This window comes from Stenotrophomonas maltophilia, assembly GCF_002799245.1.
Taxonomy (GTDB): Bacteria; Pseudomonadota; Gammaproteobacteria; order Xanthomonadales; family Xanthomonadaceae; genus Stenotrophomonas; species Stenotrophomonas maltophilia_S.
In genome coordinates this window covers 165,899-182,528 of the sequence record NZ_NEQV01000004.1, presented here as the reverse complement: position 1 = coordinate 182,528, position 16,630 = coordinate 165,899, and the positions used below count along the sequence as shown (strand labels likewise).

At 68.4% G+C, this 16,630-nt stretch carries 14 protein-coding genes; 4 read left to right on the top strand and 10 right to left on the bottom strand.

Features of this window, described 5'->3' with window-relative positions; translation table 11 throughout:
• The first annotated feature begins 64 nt into the window (after window positions 1-64).
• Complete coding sequence (locus B9Y64_RS13115; RefSeq protein WP_100441084.1) at window positions 65-1,510, top strand: FAD-dependent oxidoreductase; 1,446 nt, start codon at window positions 65-67, stop codon at window positions 1,508-1,510.
• Here B9Y64_RS13115 and B9Y64_RS13110 read toward each other — a convergent pair.
• Complete coding sequence (locus B9Y64_RS13110; protein ID WP_100441083.1) at window positions 1,496-3,904, bottom strand: ATP-binding protein; 2,409 nt, start codon at window positions 3,902-3,904, stop codon at window positions 1,496-1,498. The genes B9Y64_RS13115 and B9Y64_RS13110 overlap by 15 nt on opposite strands.
• Window positions 3,905-4,071: 167 nt before the next feature.
• On the opposite strand from B9Y64_RS13110, the gene B9Y64_RS13105 reads away from it, so the two are divergent.
• The gene (locus B9Y64_RS13105) at window positions 4,072-4,938 is read left to right on the top strand and encodes a methylglyoxal synthase (protein ID WP_100441082.1); all 867 of its coding nucleotides are present in this window, start codon (window positions 4,072-4,074) and stop codon (window positions 4,936-4,938) included.
• A gap of 532 nt (window positions 4,939-5,470) precedes the next feature.
• Here B9Y64_RS13105 and B9Y64_RS13100 read toward each other — a convergent pair.
• Genes B9Y64_RS13100 through ttcA form a run of 3 tightly spaced genes read right to left on the bottom strand, consistent with a single transcriptional unit; the run spans window position 5,471 to window position 8,172 of the window.
• Window positions 5,471-6,250, bottom strand: a complete 780-nt coding sequence (locus B9Y64_RS13100) for a M48 family metallopeptidase (RefSeq protein ID WP_100441081.1) — start codon at window positions 6,248-6,250, stop codon at window positions 5,471-5,473.
• A gap of 59 nt (window positions 6,251-6,309) precedes the next feature.
• Window positions 6,310-7,215, bottom strand: a complete 906-nt coding sequence (locus B9Y64_RS13095; RefSeq protein ID WP_005411825.1) for a recombination-associated protein RdgC — start codon at window positions 7,213-7,215, stop codon at window positions 6,310-6,312.
• A gap of 36 nt (window positions 7,216-7,251) precedes the next feature.
• Complete coding sequence (gene ttcA, locus B9Y64_RS13090; protein ID WP_202909066.1) at window positions 7,252-8,172, bottom strand: tRNA 2-thiocytidine(32) synthetase TtcA; 921 nt, start codon at window positions 8,170-8,172, stop codon at window positions 7,252-7,254.
• 91 nt (window positions 8,173-8,263) lie between these two features.
• Between ttcA and B9Y64_RS13085 the strand changes: the two genes are divergently transcribed.
• Window positions 8,264-8,467 carry a YdcH family protein gene (locus B9Y64_RS13085; RefSeq protein WP_004153435.1) on the top strand — a complete coding sequence of 68 codons (204 nt, stop codon included), beginning with the start codon at window positions 8,264-8,266 and terminating at the stop codon, window positions 8,465-8,467.
• A 100-nt stretch (window positions 8,468-8,567) separates the two neighbouring features.
• Here the strand turns inward: B9Y64_RS13085 and plsB are convergent, their stop codons facing one another.
• The 5 genes from plsB to B9Y64_RS13060 all read right to left on the bottom strand — a co-directional run bounded on the left by plsB (window position 8,568) and on the right by B9Y64_RS13060 (window position 15,159).
• Complete coding sequence (plsB, locus tag B9Y64_RS13080; RefSeq protein ID WP_100441079.1) at window positions 8,568-11,204, bottom strand: glycerol-3-phosphate 1-O-acyltransferase PlsB; 2,637 nt, start codon at window positions 11,202-11,204, stop codon at window positions 8,568-8,570.
• Window positions 11,204-12,157 (bottom strand): hypothetical protein, encoded by a 954-nt coding sequence (locus tag B9Y64_RS13075; RefSeq protein WP_100441078.1) that lies wholly within the window; start codon window positions 12,155-12,157, stop codon window positions 11,204-11,206. The genes plsB and B9Y64_RS13075 overlap by 1 nt, the downstream gene beginning before the upstream one ends.
• Window positions 12,158-12,473: 316 nt before the next feature.
• A complete protein-coding gene (locus B9Y64_RS13070) occupies window positions 12,474-13,295 on the bottom strand; it encodes a S1 family peptidase (protein ID WP_100441077.1) in 822 nt (273 codons plus the stop codon).
• A 218-nt stretch (window positions 13,296-13,513) separates the two neighbouring features.
• The gene (gene pyrF, locus B9Y64_RS13065; RefSeq protein ID WP_100441076.1) at window positions 13,514-14,239 is read right to left on the bottom strand and encodes an orotidine-5'-phosphate decarboxylase; all 726 of its coding nucleotides are present in this window, start codon (window positions 14,237-14,239) and stop codon (window positions 13,514-13,516) included.
• Window positions 14,236-15,159, bottom strand: coding sequence for a 5'-nucleotidase, lipoprotein e(P4) family (locus B9Y64_RS13060; RefSeq protein WP_100441075.1), 924 nt, complete (start codon window positions 15,157-15,159; stop codon window positions 14,236-14,238). The genes pyrF and B9Y64_RS13060 overlap by 4 nt, the downstream gene beginning before the upstream one ends.
• A gap of 101 nt (window positions 15,160-15,260) precedes the next feature.
• Here B9Y64_RS13060 and B9Y64_RS13055 point away from each other — a divergent pair, with 101 nt between their 5' ends.
• Window positions 15,261-15,914 (top strand): YceH family protein, encoded by a 654-nt coding sequence (locus B9Y64_RS13055; protein WP_100441074.1) that lies wholly within the window; start codon window positions 15,261-15,263, stop codon window positions 15,912-15,914.
• A 91-nt stretch (window positions 15,915-16,005) separates the two neighbouring features.
• Here the strand turns inward: B9Y64_RS13055 and B9Y64_RS13050 are convergent, their stop codons facing one another.
• Window positions 16,006-16,530 (bottom strand): GNAT family N-acetyltransferase, encoded by a 525-nt coding sequence (locus B9Y64_RS13050; RefSeq protein WP_100441073.1) that lies wholly within the window; start codon window positions 16,528-16,530, stop codon window positions 16,006-16,008.
• Window positions 16,531-16,630 lie beyond the last annotated feature (100 nt).

Genomic DNA, 16,630 nt, shown 5'->3' with positions numbered 1-16,630 from the left:
CGGCCTCCCCACCGCTGTCGTGCCGGCCGCTGGCCGGCACCCGGAAAACACCATAGAGCCCGCCATGAGCCGCAAGCACGCCTTCCAGTTCCTCGACCTGCCCCGCACCATGCCGCAGCGCATCCCGGTGGAACTGCGCACCTCGGGCGACTGGGGCGAGCTGTATGGCAAGTTCGGCAAGGAAGACGCCCAGTACCAGGCCGGCCGCTGTCTGGACTGCGGCAACCCGTACTGCAGCTGGAAATGCCCGGTGCACAACGCCATCCCGCAGTGGCTGCAGCTGGTGCAGGAAAACCGCATCCACGAAGCGGCCACGCTGTGCCACAGCACCAACCCGCTGCCGGAAGTATGCGGCCGGGTCTGCCCGCAGGATCGGCTGTGCGAAGGCAGCTGCACGCTGGAGGAATTCGGTGCAGTCACCATCGGCGCAGTGGAGAAGTACATCGTCGATACCGCTCTGGCCACGGGCTGGCGCCCGGACCTGGGCGCGGTGCAGCCGACCGGCCACAGCGTGGCGGTGATCGGCGCCGGTCCGGCCGGCCTGGCCTGCGCCGACCGCCTGGCCCGCTCCGGCATTGCCGCCGTGGTCTACGACCGCTACGAGCAGATCGGCGGCCTGCTGCAGTTCGGCATTCCCAGTTTCAAGCTGGACAAGGAGGTGATCCATCGCCGCCGCGAAGTGCTGGAGGGCATGGGCGTGCAGTTCCGCCTCGGCGTGGAGATCGGCCGTGACGTCAGCGTGCAGCAGCTGCTGGATACCCACGATGCGGTGTTCGTCGGCACCGGCGCCTACCGCTACACCGATGGTGGCCTCGATGGCCAGGACCTGAAAGGCGTGCTGCCGGCCCTGCCGTTCCTGGTGCAGAACAGCCGCATCGTCGGCGGCGACGATCCGAAGGGCCGGCCGATTGCCGGCTGGGAGGACACCATCGCCCTGCCCGACCTCAACGGCAAGCGCGTGGTGGTGCTCGGTGGCGGTGACACCGGCATGGACTGCGTGCGCAGCGCGGTGCGCCTGGGCGCGGCCAAGGTCACCTGTGCCTACCGCCGCGACGAAGCCAACATGCCCGGCAGCGCGCGCGAAGTGGCCAATGCGCGCGAGGAAGGCGTGCGCTTCCTGTTCAACCGCCAGCCGCTGTCGATCGAAGCCGGCGCCGACGATGAAGTGATCGGCGTGACCGTGGTCGAAACCCGGCTGGGTGAGCCCGATGCCAATGGCCGCCAGAACGCCGTGCCGATCGAAGGCAGCGAATCGCTGCTGGAGGCGGACGTGGTGATCATCGCCTTCGGCTTCTCGCCGAGCGTGCCGGCGTGGCTGGCAGAACTGGGTGTGGAGGGCCAGTCCAACGGCCGCATCCTCGCCGGTGGCAAGGGCCGCCTGCCGTTCCAGACCGCGCATGCGCGCCTGTTCGCCGGTGGCGACGCGGTACGCGGTGCCGATCTGGTGGTGACCGCCGTGGCCGAAGGCCGCGATGCCGCGGCCAGCATCGTCCGCCTACTGGCGCACTGAGTCCGGCAGCAACAGCTTTTCCAGCAGCGCGCGCAGTTCGCGCGCCTCCACCGGCTTGGCCAGGAAGTGGTCGATGCCCGCATCACGGCAGGCCTCGCGCGTGCGCTCCAGCACGCTGGCGGTCAGCGCGATGATCGGCACCTGCGCACGGGCAGTGCAGGTGTCGCTACGGATCGCGCGTGCCAGCGCGAAGCCGTCCATGTGCGGCATATGGCAGTCGGTGATCACCAGGTCGAACGGCTGCACCTGCCAGGCCTCCCATGCCTGCAGCCCGTCGCCACAGACGTGCACCTGCAGCCCCAGCTCGCACAGGCGTTGCTCCAGCAACTGCAGGTTGGTCGGATGGTCTTCGGCAACCAGCAGCCGCGCTGGCGGCAGCGCTCGTTGCGTCGCCATCGTGAGCGCCGGTACCGCCACAGGTGCGGCACAGGCCGCCAGATCCAGCTCCAGCCATGCCGTGGTGCCCTCGCCCGGCGCGCTGCGCAGGTGCAGGTGTCCGCCCATCGATGCCGCCAGCTCGCGGCAGATCGCAAGGCCCAGACCGCTGCCACCGAAGCGGCGCGTGGTCGAGGTCTCGGCCTGTTCGTAGGCGGCGAACACCGCCTGCTGCCGCTCCATGCTGATGCCCACGCCCGTATCGGTCACCTGCAGGCGCAACCGCTGGCCGCCATCGCGCTGCTGCACCACGTGGACCTGCAACACCACGCTTCCCTGCAAGGTGAATTTGAGTGCATTGCCGGCCAGGTTGAACAGGACCTGCCGCAGGCGCAGGCCATCGGCCAGCGACCAGGCCTGCAACGCCGGGTCGATCTCGCTGTGCAGGTGCAGCCCGCGGCTGGCCGCAACCGGCATCAACAGCTGCTGCACCGCGCACACCAGGGCCGCCAGGTCGGTCGGCCGCAGCTGCAGTGGCGCTGGCTGCAGGCGCTGGCTGTGCAGCACATCGTCGAGGATCTGCCGCAGCATCTGCGCTGCGTCACCGACGGTGGTCAACACCTGTCGCTGGCCCGCATCCAGGTCACTGCCAGCCAGCCGCTCCAGCATGCCCAGCAGGGTGCTCATCGGTGTGCGTATCTCGTGGCTCATGGTCGCCAGGAAATGGCTCTTGGCCAGCGCCGCCTGCTCCGCCCCACGACGCGCCTCGGCCAGCGCCGTTGCACGCGCCTGTGCTTCGCTGACATCCATCCAGTAGCCGCTCCACTCCATGCTGCTGTCATCGCAGGGCAGAGGTCGCCCCTGCGAACGGACCCAGCGCCAGCCCTGCGCTGACCGGGTGCGGAAGGTGACGTCGATCGGACCGCGCACGAGCGCAGCCGCTTCGATGCTCGCCATCACCCGGCTGCGATCATCGGCATGCACCGCAGCCAACAGCTGCAGATGGTCGATCCGCGTGGCCTCCTTCCCTACCCCGAACAATGCCTGCACGTCGCCGGCGATCTGCACCAGGCTGTAGTGGCCGGTTGCCGAGCGGCGCACCTGGTAGACCACCGCCGGCAGGTTCGCGGTGACCTCGTGCAACCGCTGCTCCAGCACCCGTCGACGCACGCTCTCGCGATGCACGCGCCAGTAACCCAAGGCATGCAGCAGCACCAGCGCGAGCAGGATCAGCGACACCGGCACCAGCCAGCGCAATACCGAACCGGTGGACCGCGTACGTGGCAGGTCCGGCAGCCAGGCGCTGCGGTCCGACGCGCGATGCGCATCGCCCTCCTGCACGAGCTGCCGATCGAACGCAGCGACCACCTCGGCACAGCCCGGCACGGCTGCCAGCACCAGTGCATCGCCGAAGCCAGCGGGCGCTGCGATCACCAGAGCGTCGCCCGGCTCCGCGCGGAGCGCGGCTTCGACTTCGGCAAGATTGGCGACCACGGCATCGACCAGCCCGGCGCGCAGCAGTGACAGTGCGTGGTCCAGCGGCGCAGGTGCCAGCAGCTGCGCTCCCGGGGCCTGCTCGGCCAGCAATGCAGCCAGCGGCAGCCGGTCCGGGCTGGCCACGCTGCGGCCACGCAGGTCCTCCAGCCCCAGCACCGCAGCGGCGCCCTCGCGCCGCACGATCACCTGCGGCACTTCCATGTAGGCCCTGCTGGCCACCCAGCCGGCCGGCAGCTGCGCGCGCGGCCAGCCCAGCAGCACCTGGGTGCCAGCCGGCAGCGAGCCATCAGTGAGCACCGCAGCGGGCAACGGCTTTGCATTCTGCGCCGCCTGCGTGCCCAACAGCGGCAGATAGATGGCGGCCAGACCCGCAACCTCGCCCTGCAGGCTGTATGACAACGGCGGCCGGTCGGAGCGCCATGCCACCTGCGGGGGGCTCGCGCAGCCGGACGCAGCGGCGATGCCGGGCAACAGCAGCGATGCCATGACCGCGGCCACGGCGCGGCGGCCGGCGACATTCACAGTAGACGTCCTCATTTCGCGGGCAGGAACCACGGCCGCGCAGCGGTACCGCTGCCAGTCACGCTAGCGAGGCAGGCTTCTGCGACAACGAAAAAAATTGAAAAAACATCCGCATCGGCGAATGCCGACATACACTGCCGCTTCTACCCGTTCCACTGGAGCGCTCGATGCGTATCGGCCTGGCCGCCAACCGTCTCCATCACCACGATGCGCGTGCCGCGCTGTTCCGTTGGCTGCGTGCCAGCGAGGCGGGCCTGCGTGAACTGGGGGTGTCGCTGCATGCGGTCGGGCGCACCCACGATGCGATCGAACGGCAGGGATTCCTGGCCGGCTACGGCGGCCTGCACCGGTATCCCTACGGGCGCGAGGGTGGCCTGATGAAGCTGGTGGCCGAAGTGGTCGGCATGGGGTCGGAGCGGACACTGGACGGTGCGATCTACCTGATCGACCCGGTCGATCCTTCCTCGGTGTTTCCGGAGGCAACCGCGCTCAAGCGGCAGTGCGTGATCCACGGCAAGCCGTTCATTTCAACCGTGGCCACCGCGCGTGACTGGGTCGAGGTCGAGCGCATCCACGCCGGACTGGCTGCCGATACCGGTGCCGACGACCTGCATGCCTTCCAGGAACAGACGCTGGCGCTGATCGCGCATGATGCGATGAAGCCGGCGATGCTGGCCTTTGCCGATGAGCACTTCGACGTATTGGCACGGTTTGGCCAACGCGTTGCTACCGGCACCACCGGCCAACGCTTGAACGAGCTGGCCTGGAGCCGTGGCTGGCCCAGCGATACACCGTGGGTGACGCGTTACCAGAGCGGCCCGATGGGCGGTGATGCACAGATTGCCGACCAGGTGCTGGAGGGGCGCTGCCAGCGCGCGATCTTCTTCGAGGACCCGCATGTGGCACGCCAGCACGAGGCCGATATCCAGCTGCTGGAGCGCGCGGTGACAACGGTGACCGACCAGGCGGTGTGCATCACGGCGCCGCGGGTGGCGGCACGCTGGGCGGCGGCGGCGGCGTTGCGGGCGGGTTGAGGGTTTCGGCCAACGACCGAGCCCCTCGTGGTGGGCCCACCACGGAGTGCGCGCTTCAGTAGAGCCGAGCCATGCTCGGCTGCTCCTGGTCGCGGTGGCTCGATATCCGCACTGTGCGCGGCAGCCGAGCATGGGCTCGGCTCTACAACGGCCCGGCCACATCGGCCCACCACGGAGTGCGCGCTTCAGTAGAGCCGAGCCATGCTCGGCTGCTCCTGGTCGCGGTGGCTCGATATCCGCACTGTGCGCGGCAGCCGAGCATGGGCTCGGCTCTACAACGGACCGGCCACATGGGCCCACCACGGAGTACGCGCTTCAGTAGAGCCGAGCCATGCTCGGCTGCTCCTGGTCGCGGTGGCTCGATATCCGCGCTGTGCGCGGCAGCCGAGCATGGGCTCGGCTCTACAACGGACCGGCCACATGGGCCCACCACGGAGTGCGCGCTTCAGTAGAGCCGAGCCATGCTCGGCTGCTCCTGGTCGCGGTGGCTCGATATCCGCACTGTGCGCGGCAGCCGAGCATGGGCTCGGCTCTACAGGAGCTGGTGCAGCATCGCCTTCAGCCTGCGCCCTTCCAGTTGGAAGTAGTCGCGCTGTTCGCGCCAGGCGGGGAAGCGTTGTTCCACTTCATGCCAGAACGCGGGCGAGTGATTCGGCTGGATCAGATGGCAGAGCTCGTGCACCAGCACGTACTCGAACGCTTCGGAGCGGCCCAGCACCAGTGCCAGGTCCAGTGCCATGCTGCCATCGGGGGCCAGCGAACCCCACTGCGAGGACATCACCTTCAGCCGCAGGCGGCTGGGTGCGCGTGGCAGCGTGGGCAGGTACTTCGGCAGCCAGCGGCCGACATCGGCGCGGGTCTGGGCTTCGTAGAACTCGCGCAGCAGGCGGCGCAGGGTGGCATCGCCGCCCCGGGTCGGCCACTGCACGCAGGCCCCGTGTTCGTCGATCTCCAGCCGCGCGTAGCGGCCTTGCTGCCAGCGCAGCGGCAACAGTTCGCCGCGCAGTGGCAGCACGCCGTCTTCGCCGGGCTGCAGCGGGGCCGGCAGGCCCTGGCCCTGGTACTGGCGCAGCTGCAGCGCCAACCAGTCGCGGTGCTGTTCCAGGAACCGCTCGCCCATCACCAGGCTGGCCCGCAGCGGCAGGGTCAAGCGTGCACCACGCTCGTCCACGCTCAACTTGATCCGGCGTGCACGCGGATCGCGCACACGCAGTACCTCGATCTCGGCATCCTCCAGGCGCAGGCGAACGGTGTCGCGCTGCACGGTGGCGGGCGGGGTCGGCGAGATCAGGCGGCGCAGCAGGCGGCTCATGCAGCAAGCATAGCGCCGCTTCGGGCCGCTGGATGACCGGCGGCCCACGGTGTGCCTGTTCAGTCAGCCTTGCTGAGCTTGAAGGCTTCTTCCAGCAACAGGAACAGGCGGCGGATCTCGGCGCTCTGCAGGGCGAAGCGGGCATCGAATTCGGCACGGCGGCCGTCTTCGTCGGCATGCTCCAGCTGGTCCAGGGCACCGTCGAGGAACTTCAGCTTGCGCACGATCAGGTCGTCGCCGATCACGAAGGACAGGTTGTCCTCGAAGATCAGCGCCAGCTTGGTCACCTGCTTGCCGGCGTCCAGGTGCTTGTCGATCTCGTCGCAGCGCAGTTCCTGGTGCTGGCACTTGACCACCGCACCGCCTTCCACCGGATCCTTCATCTCGCACTCTTCGCCCAGGCTCAGCCCGGTCGGCAGCGGCTCGCCGGCGATCCAGCCGGTCAGGATCGAGCGCGGCGCGACTTCGGCGTTCAGCGGCATCGCCGGGAAGCTGCCGAGCAGCCCGCGGATGTCGGACATGAAGTACTCGCCGGTCTTGCGGCTGGAGGTATCCACCGCCACGTAGCCGTGCTGCAGGTCGATGAAGGCGTCGTTGCGCGAGGACTTCACGAAGGCGCGCGGCAGCAGTTCATGCAGCAGGTCGTCCTTCATGCGCTTGCGCTCGCGGCCACCCGGGCGGCGGCCTTCCTTCTCCTCGATCTCCTCCAGCTTGCGCTCAAGCAGGTCGTTGACCACCGCCGCCGGCAGGATCTTGTCCTCGCCACCCACGGTCAGCCACAGGTGCTCGGCGATACGGTGGGACAGCAGTTCCTTCTCCTCGCGGCCGAACGGCGAGATGAAGCCGCGCGAGTTCATTTCCAGCGCGCCGACCGGCTTCAGCAGGGCGTGCGGCAGCAGGGTGTCGACTTCGGAAAAATCGGTGGTGGTCGGGAAACGGAAGAACGTCAGGTTGCGAAAGAACATGGAATTCCGGATGGCAAAGGGGAAGGGCGACCGACCTTAAACGGTGGGCGTCTCGGGATCTGCATCGGCGTCGGCCGGGGAACCGGCCAGCCAGGCATGGGCGTCAGGCAGCGGCGCGTCGTCGCGACGGCCCAGCGCCATGAAGTCGAACAGGGTGGTGTCGGCCAGCTGCGAGGGCCGGACTTCACCCATGGCGCGCGCGATCTGCTCGATGCGCCCCGGGTGGTCCTTTTCCCACTGCTTGAGCATCAGGCCGACCTGGCGGCGCTGCAGGTTCTCCTGGCTGCCGCACAGGTTGCAGGGAATGATCGGGAACTGGCGTGCCTGCGCGTACTCGACGATGTCGTTCTCGCGCACGTAGGCCAGTGGCCGGATCACCACGTGCCTGCCGTCATCGCTGCGCAGCTTCGGCGGCATGCCCGACAGCTTGGCGTGGTGGAACAGGTTCATGAAGAACGTGGCCACCATGTCGTCGCGGTGGTGGCCCAGCGCGATCTTGGTGAAGCCATGGGTCTCGGCGTAGTTGTACAGCGCGCCACGACGCAGGCGCGAGCACAGCGAGCACATGGTCTTGCCCTCCGGGATGACCCGGCTGACCACCGAATAGGTGTCCTGCTCGATGATGTGGTACGGCACGCCCAGCCCGGCCAGGTACTCCGGCAGGATGTGCTCGGGAAAACCCGGCTGCTTCTGGTCCAGGTTCACCGCCACCAGCTCGAACGGCACCGGCGCCTTCTTCTGCAGCTGCAGCAGCACGTCCAGCAGGGTGTAGCTGTCCTTGCCGCCGGACAGGCAGACCATCACCTTGTCGCCGGCCTCGATCATGCCGAAGTCGGCAATCGCCTCGCCAACCTGGCGGCGCAGGCGCTTGGCCAGCTTGTGCTGCTCGCGCTCGGCCACGCGCGGATCGCGGGTGGCGCGCGGCGGGGGATCGGGAAGGGAAATCACGGCACTCATGGGTTCCATTCTAACGGCTCGGAGCCGCCCCGGCCGGGGGTCGGGGTTCCCCTCTCCCGGCAGTCATCATCGCTGTGTATGCTCGGAGGCTGTGGACACCTACAGCCCCGCCGAGATCGTCGAACACCTCGCCGCCCTGCGCGCCGAGCACCGCCTGCTGGATGAACAGATCACCCGCATGGCCGCCAATGGCGAGGACGAACTGGAATCCAAGCGCCTGAAGCGACGCAAGCTTCAGCTGAAGGACTGCATCGCCAGGCTGGAAAGCCTGCAGATTCCCGACGAGCCGGCGTAAAGCCGGTCCCGGTGGGTGCCAACCTTGGTTGGCATCCTGCCCTCGGTAGATGCCAACCCTGGTTGGCATGCCATTGGCCGTGCATGGCCCGGCGCCGCCTTCAATCCTGCGGCGCAGGCTCGTCCGGGCGAGCCGCTTCCGGGCTGACCCGCTCGATGGTGTGGCGCAGCTCCCGGCCCAGGATGAACTTGGCATCCTTGGCCCAGGCATCCAGGCGCTCGTCGAACAGCAGCTTGCTGTTTTCGTCCGGCCACACCAGGCGCAGTTCGCGCAACTTCTGGATGAAGCCGCGGAACAGGGCCTTGTCGAAGAACTCCGGCGCCGCCGGTGCGTACAGCAGGCTCAGCCGCTGCGCGGCCTGCTGGCACAGGCTTTCCAGCTCGGCGGCGCCGAGCACGCCGGGGCCGTTCTTCACCAGCACCGAGATGGCGATGTAGTAGCGCTCGAACGCCTGCTGCAACGAATGGCCGATCGCACGCAGGCGGAACACCTCGTCGGTCTGCCCGGTGTTGCGTGCCAGGATGCCGCCGTCGTCATCATTGACGTTCTGCAGCAGGCCTTCGCGCACGAACACGTCGATGGTCCGGTCGATACGCTGCGCGAACTCGTCCTCGCTCCACGGCAGGAACAGCTCGGCCTGCAGGAACGGGTAGACCGTGCGGCCCAGCTGGACCAGTCCGGTGCGGCTCATGCGGCGGTTGTTCTGGAAGCAGCAGGCCACCCACGACGAGGCGGTGAACAGGTGCACCACGTTGTTGCGGAAGTAGCTGAGCAGCACCGCAGTGTCGCCACTGACGCTGAGCACATCGCCCAGCGGATGCCTGATGCGGGTAAGGACGTTGATTTCCTCGGCGTGCGCGATGATCCGCTCCGGCGAGTGCGGGGTCACCGTCACCCGGTCCGAATACGGCATCTCGACCAGCAGGGTCTTGCACAGCTCGATCTGCGCGATCAGGTCGGCCTCGCCCATCGCGTGCTTCGGCGTGGACAGCAGGGCCAGGGCCAGCAGGTTGATCGGGTTGACGTCGGCGGCACCGTTGATGCGCACCTGGATGCGTTCGGCCAGCGTATCCACCGTGGTCGACAGCCAGGCCGGCTTCTCGTCCTCGGACACCGCCTCGCCCTTCCACTCCGGCGCCTTCTCGGCCAGCACGTCGTTCAGCGCGATCGGCTCGCCGAAGTTCACCACCACCTGGCCGTAGTTCTGCTTGAGCACCTTCGGGATGCCCCACAGCAGCGACCAGATCGATTCCTTTTCCTTCGGCCGGCCGGACAGTTCGTCCAGGTAGCTGCCGCCTTCCATCAGCTTCTCGTAGCCGATGTAGATGGGCTGGAACAGCACCGGCTTGCGCGGCTGGCGCAGGAACGCACGCAGCGTCATCGAGATCATGCCGCCCTTGGGCTGCAGCAGCCGGCCGGTGCGCGAGCGGCCGCCTTCGACGAAGTACTCCAGCGAGTAGCCACCGGCCACCAGCTGCGCGACGTACTCACTGAGCACCGCCGAATACAGTGCGTTGCCGCGGATCGAGCGGCGGATGAAGAACGCCCCCCCCTTGCGCAGCAGGGTGCCGACCACCGGCAGGTTCAGGTTGATGCCAGCCACGATGTGCGGCGGCACGATGCCACGGTCGTACAACAGGTAGGACAGCAGCAGGTAGTCCATGTGGCTGCGGTGGCTCGGCACGTAGACCACTTCATGGCCCGGCGCGGCGGCCTTGAACTTGTCCAGGTGGTGCACCAGCACGCCCGCATAGATGCGGTTCCACACGTGGCTGAGCATGAAGCTGGCCGAGCGCACCACCGGGCTGGAGTAGTCCGCAGCGATTTCCCAGGCGTAGGCATGCGCCTTCTTCCAGGCATCGGCCGGCTTCGAGTTGTCGCGTTTGGCCTGCGAGGCGATCGCTTCGCGGACCGGTTCGGCGGCCAGCACCTGGTCCACCAGCAGGCGCCGGGTCGACAGGTCCGGGCCGATCACCGATTCACGGATGCGGCGGAAATGGGTGCGCAGCACGCGCTGCAGCTTGCGCACCGTGCGTTCCGGCTCCAGGCCTTCGTCCACGGTGCTGCGCAGCGAGATCGGCGGGGCGAAGCGGACGATGGTGCTGCGGCCGTTGAGCAGCACCGCCAGCAGGCGGCGGAAGCGGCCGACCAGCGCCCAGTTTTCCGAGAACAGCACCGCGAACCAGCCGCTCTGCTTGTCCGGCGCGCGGCCGACGAAGATCGACACCGGCACCAGGTGCACGTCCAGGTCATCGCGCACGCGGTGGGCCTGCAGGACCTTCGCCAGCGAATCGGAGTGGGTCTTGGCGCCGCGCTGTTCGGGAATCAGCGAGTTGCTGGAGCTGCGCCGCGACAACGCCAGGTAAGCGCGCTTGCGGCCGGTCGGGTCACCGGCCAGCGGCACCAGCGGCGACGGCAGGCCGGCCTGGCGGCAGGCCTTGTCCAGGATCAGCGCGTTGGACAGGCCGTAGTCTTCCAGCACGTACATGACCGGGCGGCCATCGTTGTACTGGCCCGGGTCTTCCGGTTCGATCTTCAGCGACAGCCACGGCTCGACCAGGCGGCCGAGCAGGCGCGCCCACAGCGGGCGGCGTCCGGCCGGACGCGCGTGCGCGGGCGGCGGTACCGGATTCGGGCCGGTACCGGTCGAGGGGGACGCCGGCACCGTATCGGCGGGCGTCGACTGGGATTCTTCGCCGGGGAACGGCAGCGGGTTCTGTTTCGACATCGGCGCCATTATGGCTTAGGCGGCGGCGTTGCCGCTTCCCCACCCTCGGCGGGGGCTTCAGCCGGTGCCGGCGATGCAGCAGCGCGGGCCGCGTCGGCCCTGCGCAGCAGCGCGTCGGTATCGGCCAGGGTACGGGTCAGGTACCAGTGGCCCTCGCGCCGGCTCAGGGGCAGCTGCAGGGTCATCTCGCGGCCGGCCAGGTCGTAGTGCAGGCGCACCAGCGCATTGTCGCCCTCCACCGAGAGCAGCTCGCCACGCATGCTGCGCAGCGCGTCGTCCACGCCCAGCCCGTAACTGCCGAGCACCGCCTTGAGGGTGTGGATGAACGGCGCCAGCTGCTGCAGGCTGCCTTCCATGCCGGCAGCCTGCAGGCCGGCTTCGTCATCGAAGCCGACCTTGCCGGCCGCGCCGACCAGCGCGGCAATGGTGCTGCGCGCACGGGCACGGTCACTGATCGGTGCGCCCTGCGCCCACACCGCCAGGGTCTCGACCAGGGCGATGTAGTGGGCCTGCTGGCCCGGCGTGTAGCCCTTCTGGTGGCGCAGGTACTGCACACCGAAGTTGCCCATCGACTGCGCGGCCTGGCGCACGGCGCTGGCCTGGCCGGCCAGCTGGCGATCGAAGCTGCGCTGCAGTTCGGTGCTGGCATCAGGCTTGCGCAGCGCGGCCAGCATCGGCAGCAGCTGGTCACCCAGCGGCAGTTCGGTCAGCGGCCACTGGCTGTGGCCCTCAGCCCAGGCCTGCTGCAGGCGCTGGTACTGGCCCGGCGGTACCGACAGCTTTGCGTAGCTGACCAGATCATCTTCGGCCAGGCGCAACGCCATCGCCTGTACCGCAGCCACCGGCTCGGCCGCCGGCCTGGCCGGATCGTTGGCAGACTCGCGGCACGCCGCCACGGCCAGCAGCAGCATGGCCGCCAGCCCCCATCCACGCGCAGACCTTCCTCGCACCGCCACGCTCATGCAATCGGACTCCCCGGACCGGTCCGCATCTTGCGGCCTGCGACGTGACAGCGGCAAGCCGGGACGTCACGGTTTCCGGCCAAGCGGGGTCAGATTCCTGCTGCCCCAGGCAGAACGGATCCGGCCCCGGGGCTGCCGCCGGCTAAAAAAAGAGCCCGGATCACGGGGATCACAGGCTCTTCAAGCCGGCGCGAGGCCGGAGGACAGTGTTGTGGCACATGTCCGGTCCGAGGACCGGATGGCGGCGATCCTACGCTGCCGCTCAAGTTAAGGCAACACTTCACGTAATGACGCGTATCTATTTGATTTTATTGAATCAATCGCGTTGCCAGACCGCCTCGATGAAATCTACGGCATGTTTTTCGGCGATTCGGGCATAAACACCCGGGTAGCCGGCCAGCGCGCAGCCCTCACCCCAGCTGACGATGCCGAACTGGGTCCAACCATCGCGCAGGCGCAGCAGCAGCGGCCCGCCGGAATCCCCCTGGCAGCTGTCGATACCCTCGCGGCCGGCGCAGATGACCTTGCCGCGTGACAATTCACCAGCATAGGCCTGCTGGCATTCGGCGAAGGCAACGAACGGCACCTGCGCGGTCTGCAGTTGGGTCGGGTAGATCCGGCCATCGCCGATGTCGGTATCACCCCAGCCGATCACGGTGAATTCGCGGCCCGGCTTGAGATGGCTGGCGTCGGGCCGCAGCCGCAGGGTCACCGGCGGGGTATCGGCCAGGGGCGTGCCGAGATGGATCAGGGCGAGGTCGTGCTCCAGCGAGTTGCCGCTGCTGTAGGCCGGATGCATGTGGATCGCCCTGATGTTGGAGGCACGCGCCAAAGGTTCGGTGGACAGCGTGGTGCTGCCCGCCAGCACGGCCAGGTCGCCAGGGCGATCGCCTTCCACGCAGTGCGAGGCGGTAAGCACCCAGGAAGGGGAGATCAGCGTCGCGCCACACCAGTGACGGCCATGGTCGCTGTCACCCAGGGACAGGCGCTGGATGCTGAGCATGAACGGGTACTCGCCAGCAGGTGCCGCTTCGCCACCGATGATGCGCGGCACGTCGTGCACCTGCGGCGCAGCAATGGCGGATACGGCAGACGCGGCCAACAGCAGGCCGATGAACAAAGAGGTGTTGCGATACATATCCCTGTACTCCTCTATCGATGGTTGGAACCGGCGCGGCCGCGGTCCGTGCCGGAGCATCGATTGGGGAGCAGTGGAGAAGCCCACAGCGCGAACACGCGCACAGTTCTGGGGACTGGCGCTGCGTGCGACAGGCGCAGAGCCACAAATGCGAACGCCATCCCGCATGGATCGGGATGGCGTTCGTGGTGCCGGCGTGACCGCCGACAGCGGTGGGCTCAGCGTGCAGCCAGAGCCGACGCGATTTCCTGCTGGATTGCCCGCGCCGCGGCCTGCGGATCGGCCGCCAGGCGGATCGGGCGTCCGACCACGATGGCATCGGCGCCATCGGCAAAGGCCTGCGCCACGCCAACGGTACGTTTCTGGTCATCGCCGACCGGGCCACCGGGGCGGATGCCCGGGCAGACGATCGAGAACCCGCTGCCGGTGGCGGCACGGATCGGGCCGGCTTCCTGGCCAGAGGCGATCACGCCATCGACGCCGGCTGCCTGGGCGGCCAGCGCGCGCTCGACCACCACGTCCACCGGCTCGCGGTCGATGCCCATCTGCGCCAGGTCGGGGCGGCCCATCGAGGTCAGCACGGTCACCGCCAGCAGGCGCATGTCGCCGCTGTTGGCGGCCGCGCAGGCCTCCATCATGGCCGGATGCCAGCCATGGATGGTGGCGTAGCTGACCGGCCACTGCGACAGGCGCTTGATCACCGCCGCAGCGGTGGCCGGGATGTCGAAGAACTTCAGGTCGACGAACACGCGCTTGTCGCGGCGGGCCAGCTCATCGAGCACCTGGAAGTACTCGCCGGAGGCGAGCAGTTCCATGCCGATCTTGTAGAACGCCACGCTGTCGCCGAGGCGATCGACCCACTCCAGCGCCTGCGCGCGGTCAGGCACGTCCAGTGCGAAGATCAGGCGCTCGTCATCGCGCAGCGGCAGCGGTGCGCGGCTCACGGTGCGTAGTCCAGCGCAGCGCGCTTGGCGTCGTGGCGGGCCTGGCGGGACTGGCTGTAGTCGTTGTTGAACTGCGCCGGTTCGAAGCCGCCGTAGGTCGGGTTCGGCAGCATCCACCAGCGTTCACCGAACCAGTCGTGGTACTGCTGCAGCAGCGCGTCGCGGCCGTCGTTGGTGTTGGCGGTCACTTCGACGAAGTCACCCAGCTGGTCGCCGAACTGCATCAGCACCCGGTACTTCTGCCCGGCCAGGCGACGGCGGCAGTTCTTCTCGCTGCCGTTCTGCTCGCAGCCCGGCACCACCGTACCCAGGCCGAGGAACACGCTGTCATCGGCCACCGGCAGGCCCTGCTCGCGCAGGTTGGCCAGGGTCGCGTCCTTCAGGTGCACGGCGCGGTTGGAGATGTACAGCAGGGTCACGCCCTTGGCGTTGGCGGCCTTGGCGAAATCAACCACGCCCGGGATCGCCTTGGCCTTCTTTTCGGCCACCCACTGGTCCCAGGTCAGCTCGTCGTATTCCTTGCCATCGCGCACCAGGCGCGCCTGGTAGGGCGAGTTGTCCAGCACGGTCTCGTCCACGTCCAGCACCACGGCCGGCTTCAGGCCCTTGGCGTCGTTGCCGCGCTCTTCCGGCACCAGTGCGTCCCAGTGGGCTTCCTTCAGCGCCGCATCCAGGTGATCGGCGGCGGCACGGTAGGTCTGCTCGGTGATCGCCTTGTACTCCTGCGCGCGCTGCATCCACAGCACCGCGTTGAGATTGTCGTTGGCGGTGGCATCAAGTGCGCCACTGGCCTTGGCGGCGGCGGCCGGGGCCTCCGGGGCAGCGGCTTCAGCGGCAGGCGCATCCACGCGCTTGCAGGCAGACAGGCCCAGCGCCGCGGTGGCGAGCAGGGTCAAGGACAGGGAAACGGGACGACGCATGGGTTCACCGGCAATCAGATATACCGGCGCATTTTACCGGCAAAGCCGGCCCTGGGACGGCTATGCTTGGTGGTTGACCCGTTGCCCTTCCGGAAGCCGCCATGACCGATTCCACCCAGACCCCCGACGTCCCCCTGCTCGACCCCGTGCAGGCCCGCCTGCTGGGCTGCCTGGTGGAGAAGGAGGCGACCACCCCGGACACCTACCCGCTGACGGTCAACGCCGCCCAATCGGCGGCCAACCAGAAGACTGCCCGCGAGCCTGTGATGAACGTGGACGCCGGCAGCGTGCAGCACGCGCTGCGCCAGCTGGAGGCATTGGGCCTGGCCCGCCAGCACTTCTCCTCGCGCGCGGACCGCTACGAGCACCGCCTGCAGGCCGCGCTGGACCTGACCCGGCAGCAGACCGTGCTGCTGGCGTTGCTGCTGCTGCGCGGGCCGCAGACGCTGGGCGAGCTGGTCACGCGCAGCGAGCGCCTGCACCGCTTCGCCGACACCGACGAGGCCCGCCATGCCATCGATCGCCTGCAGCAGCGCGCGCTGCTGGTGGTGCTGCCGCGCGCCAGCGGCCAGCGCGAAGACCGCTACATGCACCTGCTGTGCGGCGAAGTGGACGGCGCGGCGCTGGCGGCGAAGTACGCCAGCAGTGGTGGCAGCAGCGATGCGGCCGACCCTGGCCTGGCCGAGCGCGTGGCCCAGCTGGAAGCCGCGGTGGCCGAGCTGCAGGCACAGCTGGCCGAACTGCGCGGCAACTGAGGGCGGTGGGTGCCGACCGTTGGTCGGCATCCATGATCCACAGGCTTGCCGGCCAGCGGCCGGCACTCCCCAGGCCGCGAGCCGCCCGGGATCAGACCTCGGCCGCACCCAAGGTAGCGAACAACCTGCTGGGTGTTTCAATGCCTGGCAGCTGGATCACCCCGCGTTCCTGCATGCCCAGCCCCAGCAGGATCTTTCCGGACACCACATTGTCCAGGTCGGTGATGCCATACAGATCGTGCAGGCCCAGCGCTCCGCGTGCATGCGCGAACACCGCCCGCGCCGCCTCACCGGCATAGCCCTGCCCGGCAAACTCCGACAGCATCGCGTAACCGATATCCGGCCCCGGCAGGCCATCACGCCGCACCAGCCCGGCGTTGCCCAGCCAGGCACCATCGGACAAGCGCTCGATCGCATACATGCCGAACCCGTTCAGCGCATAGCTGTGCAGCACCCGCAGCGCGATGTACTCCCGCGCCTGCTCCTCGCTGCGCACCTCGCGGTCACCGATGAAGCGCACGAAGCCTGGATCGTTCAACAGCGCCAGCATCGGCAGCGCATCGCGGTCGGGCTCGATCGCACGCAGGCGCAGGCGTTCACTTTCAATCGGATGCACGTGCAGACCTCCAGCCGAAACCCCGATTCTGCCTCAACCCCCGGCTGTTGCCGTGGCCTTTGATCTTCTTTTTCTTTTCCGTGGCTGGCGCGCACGGAAC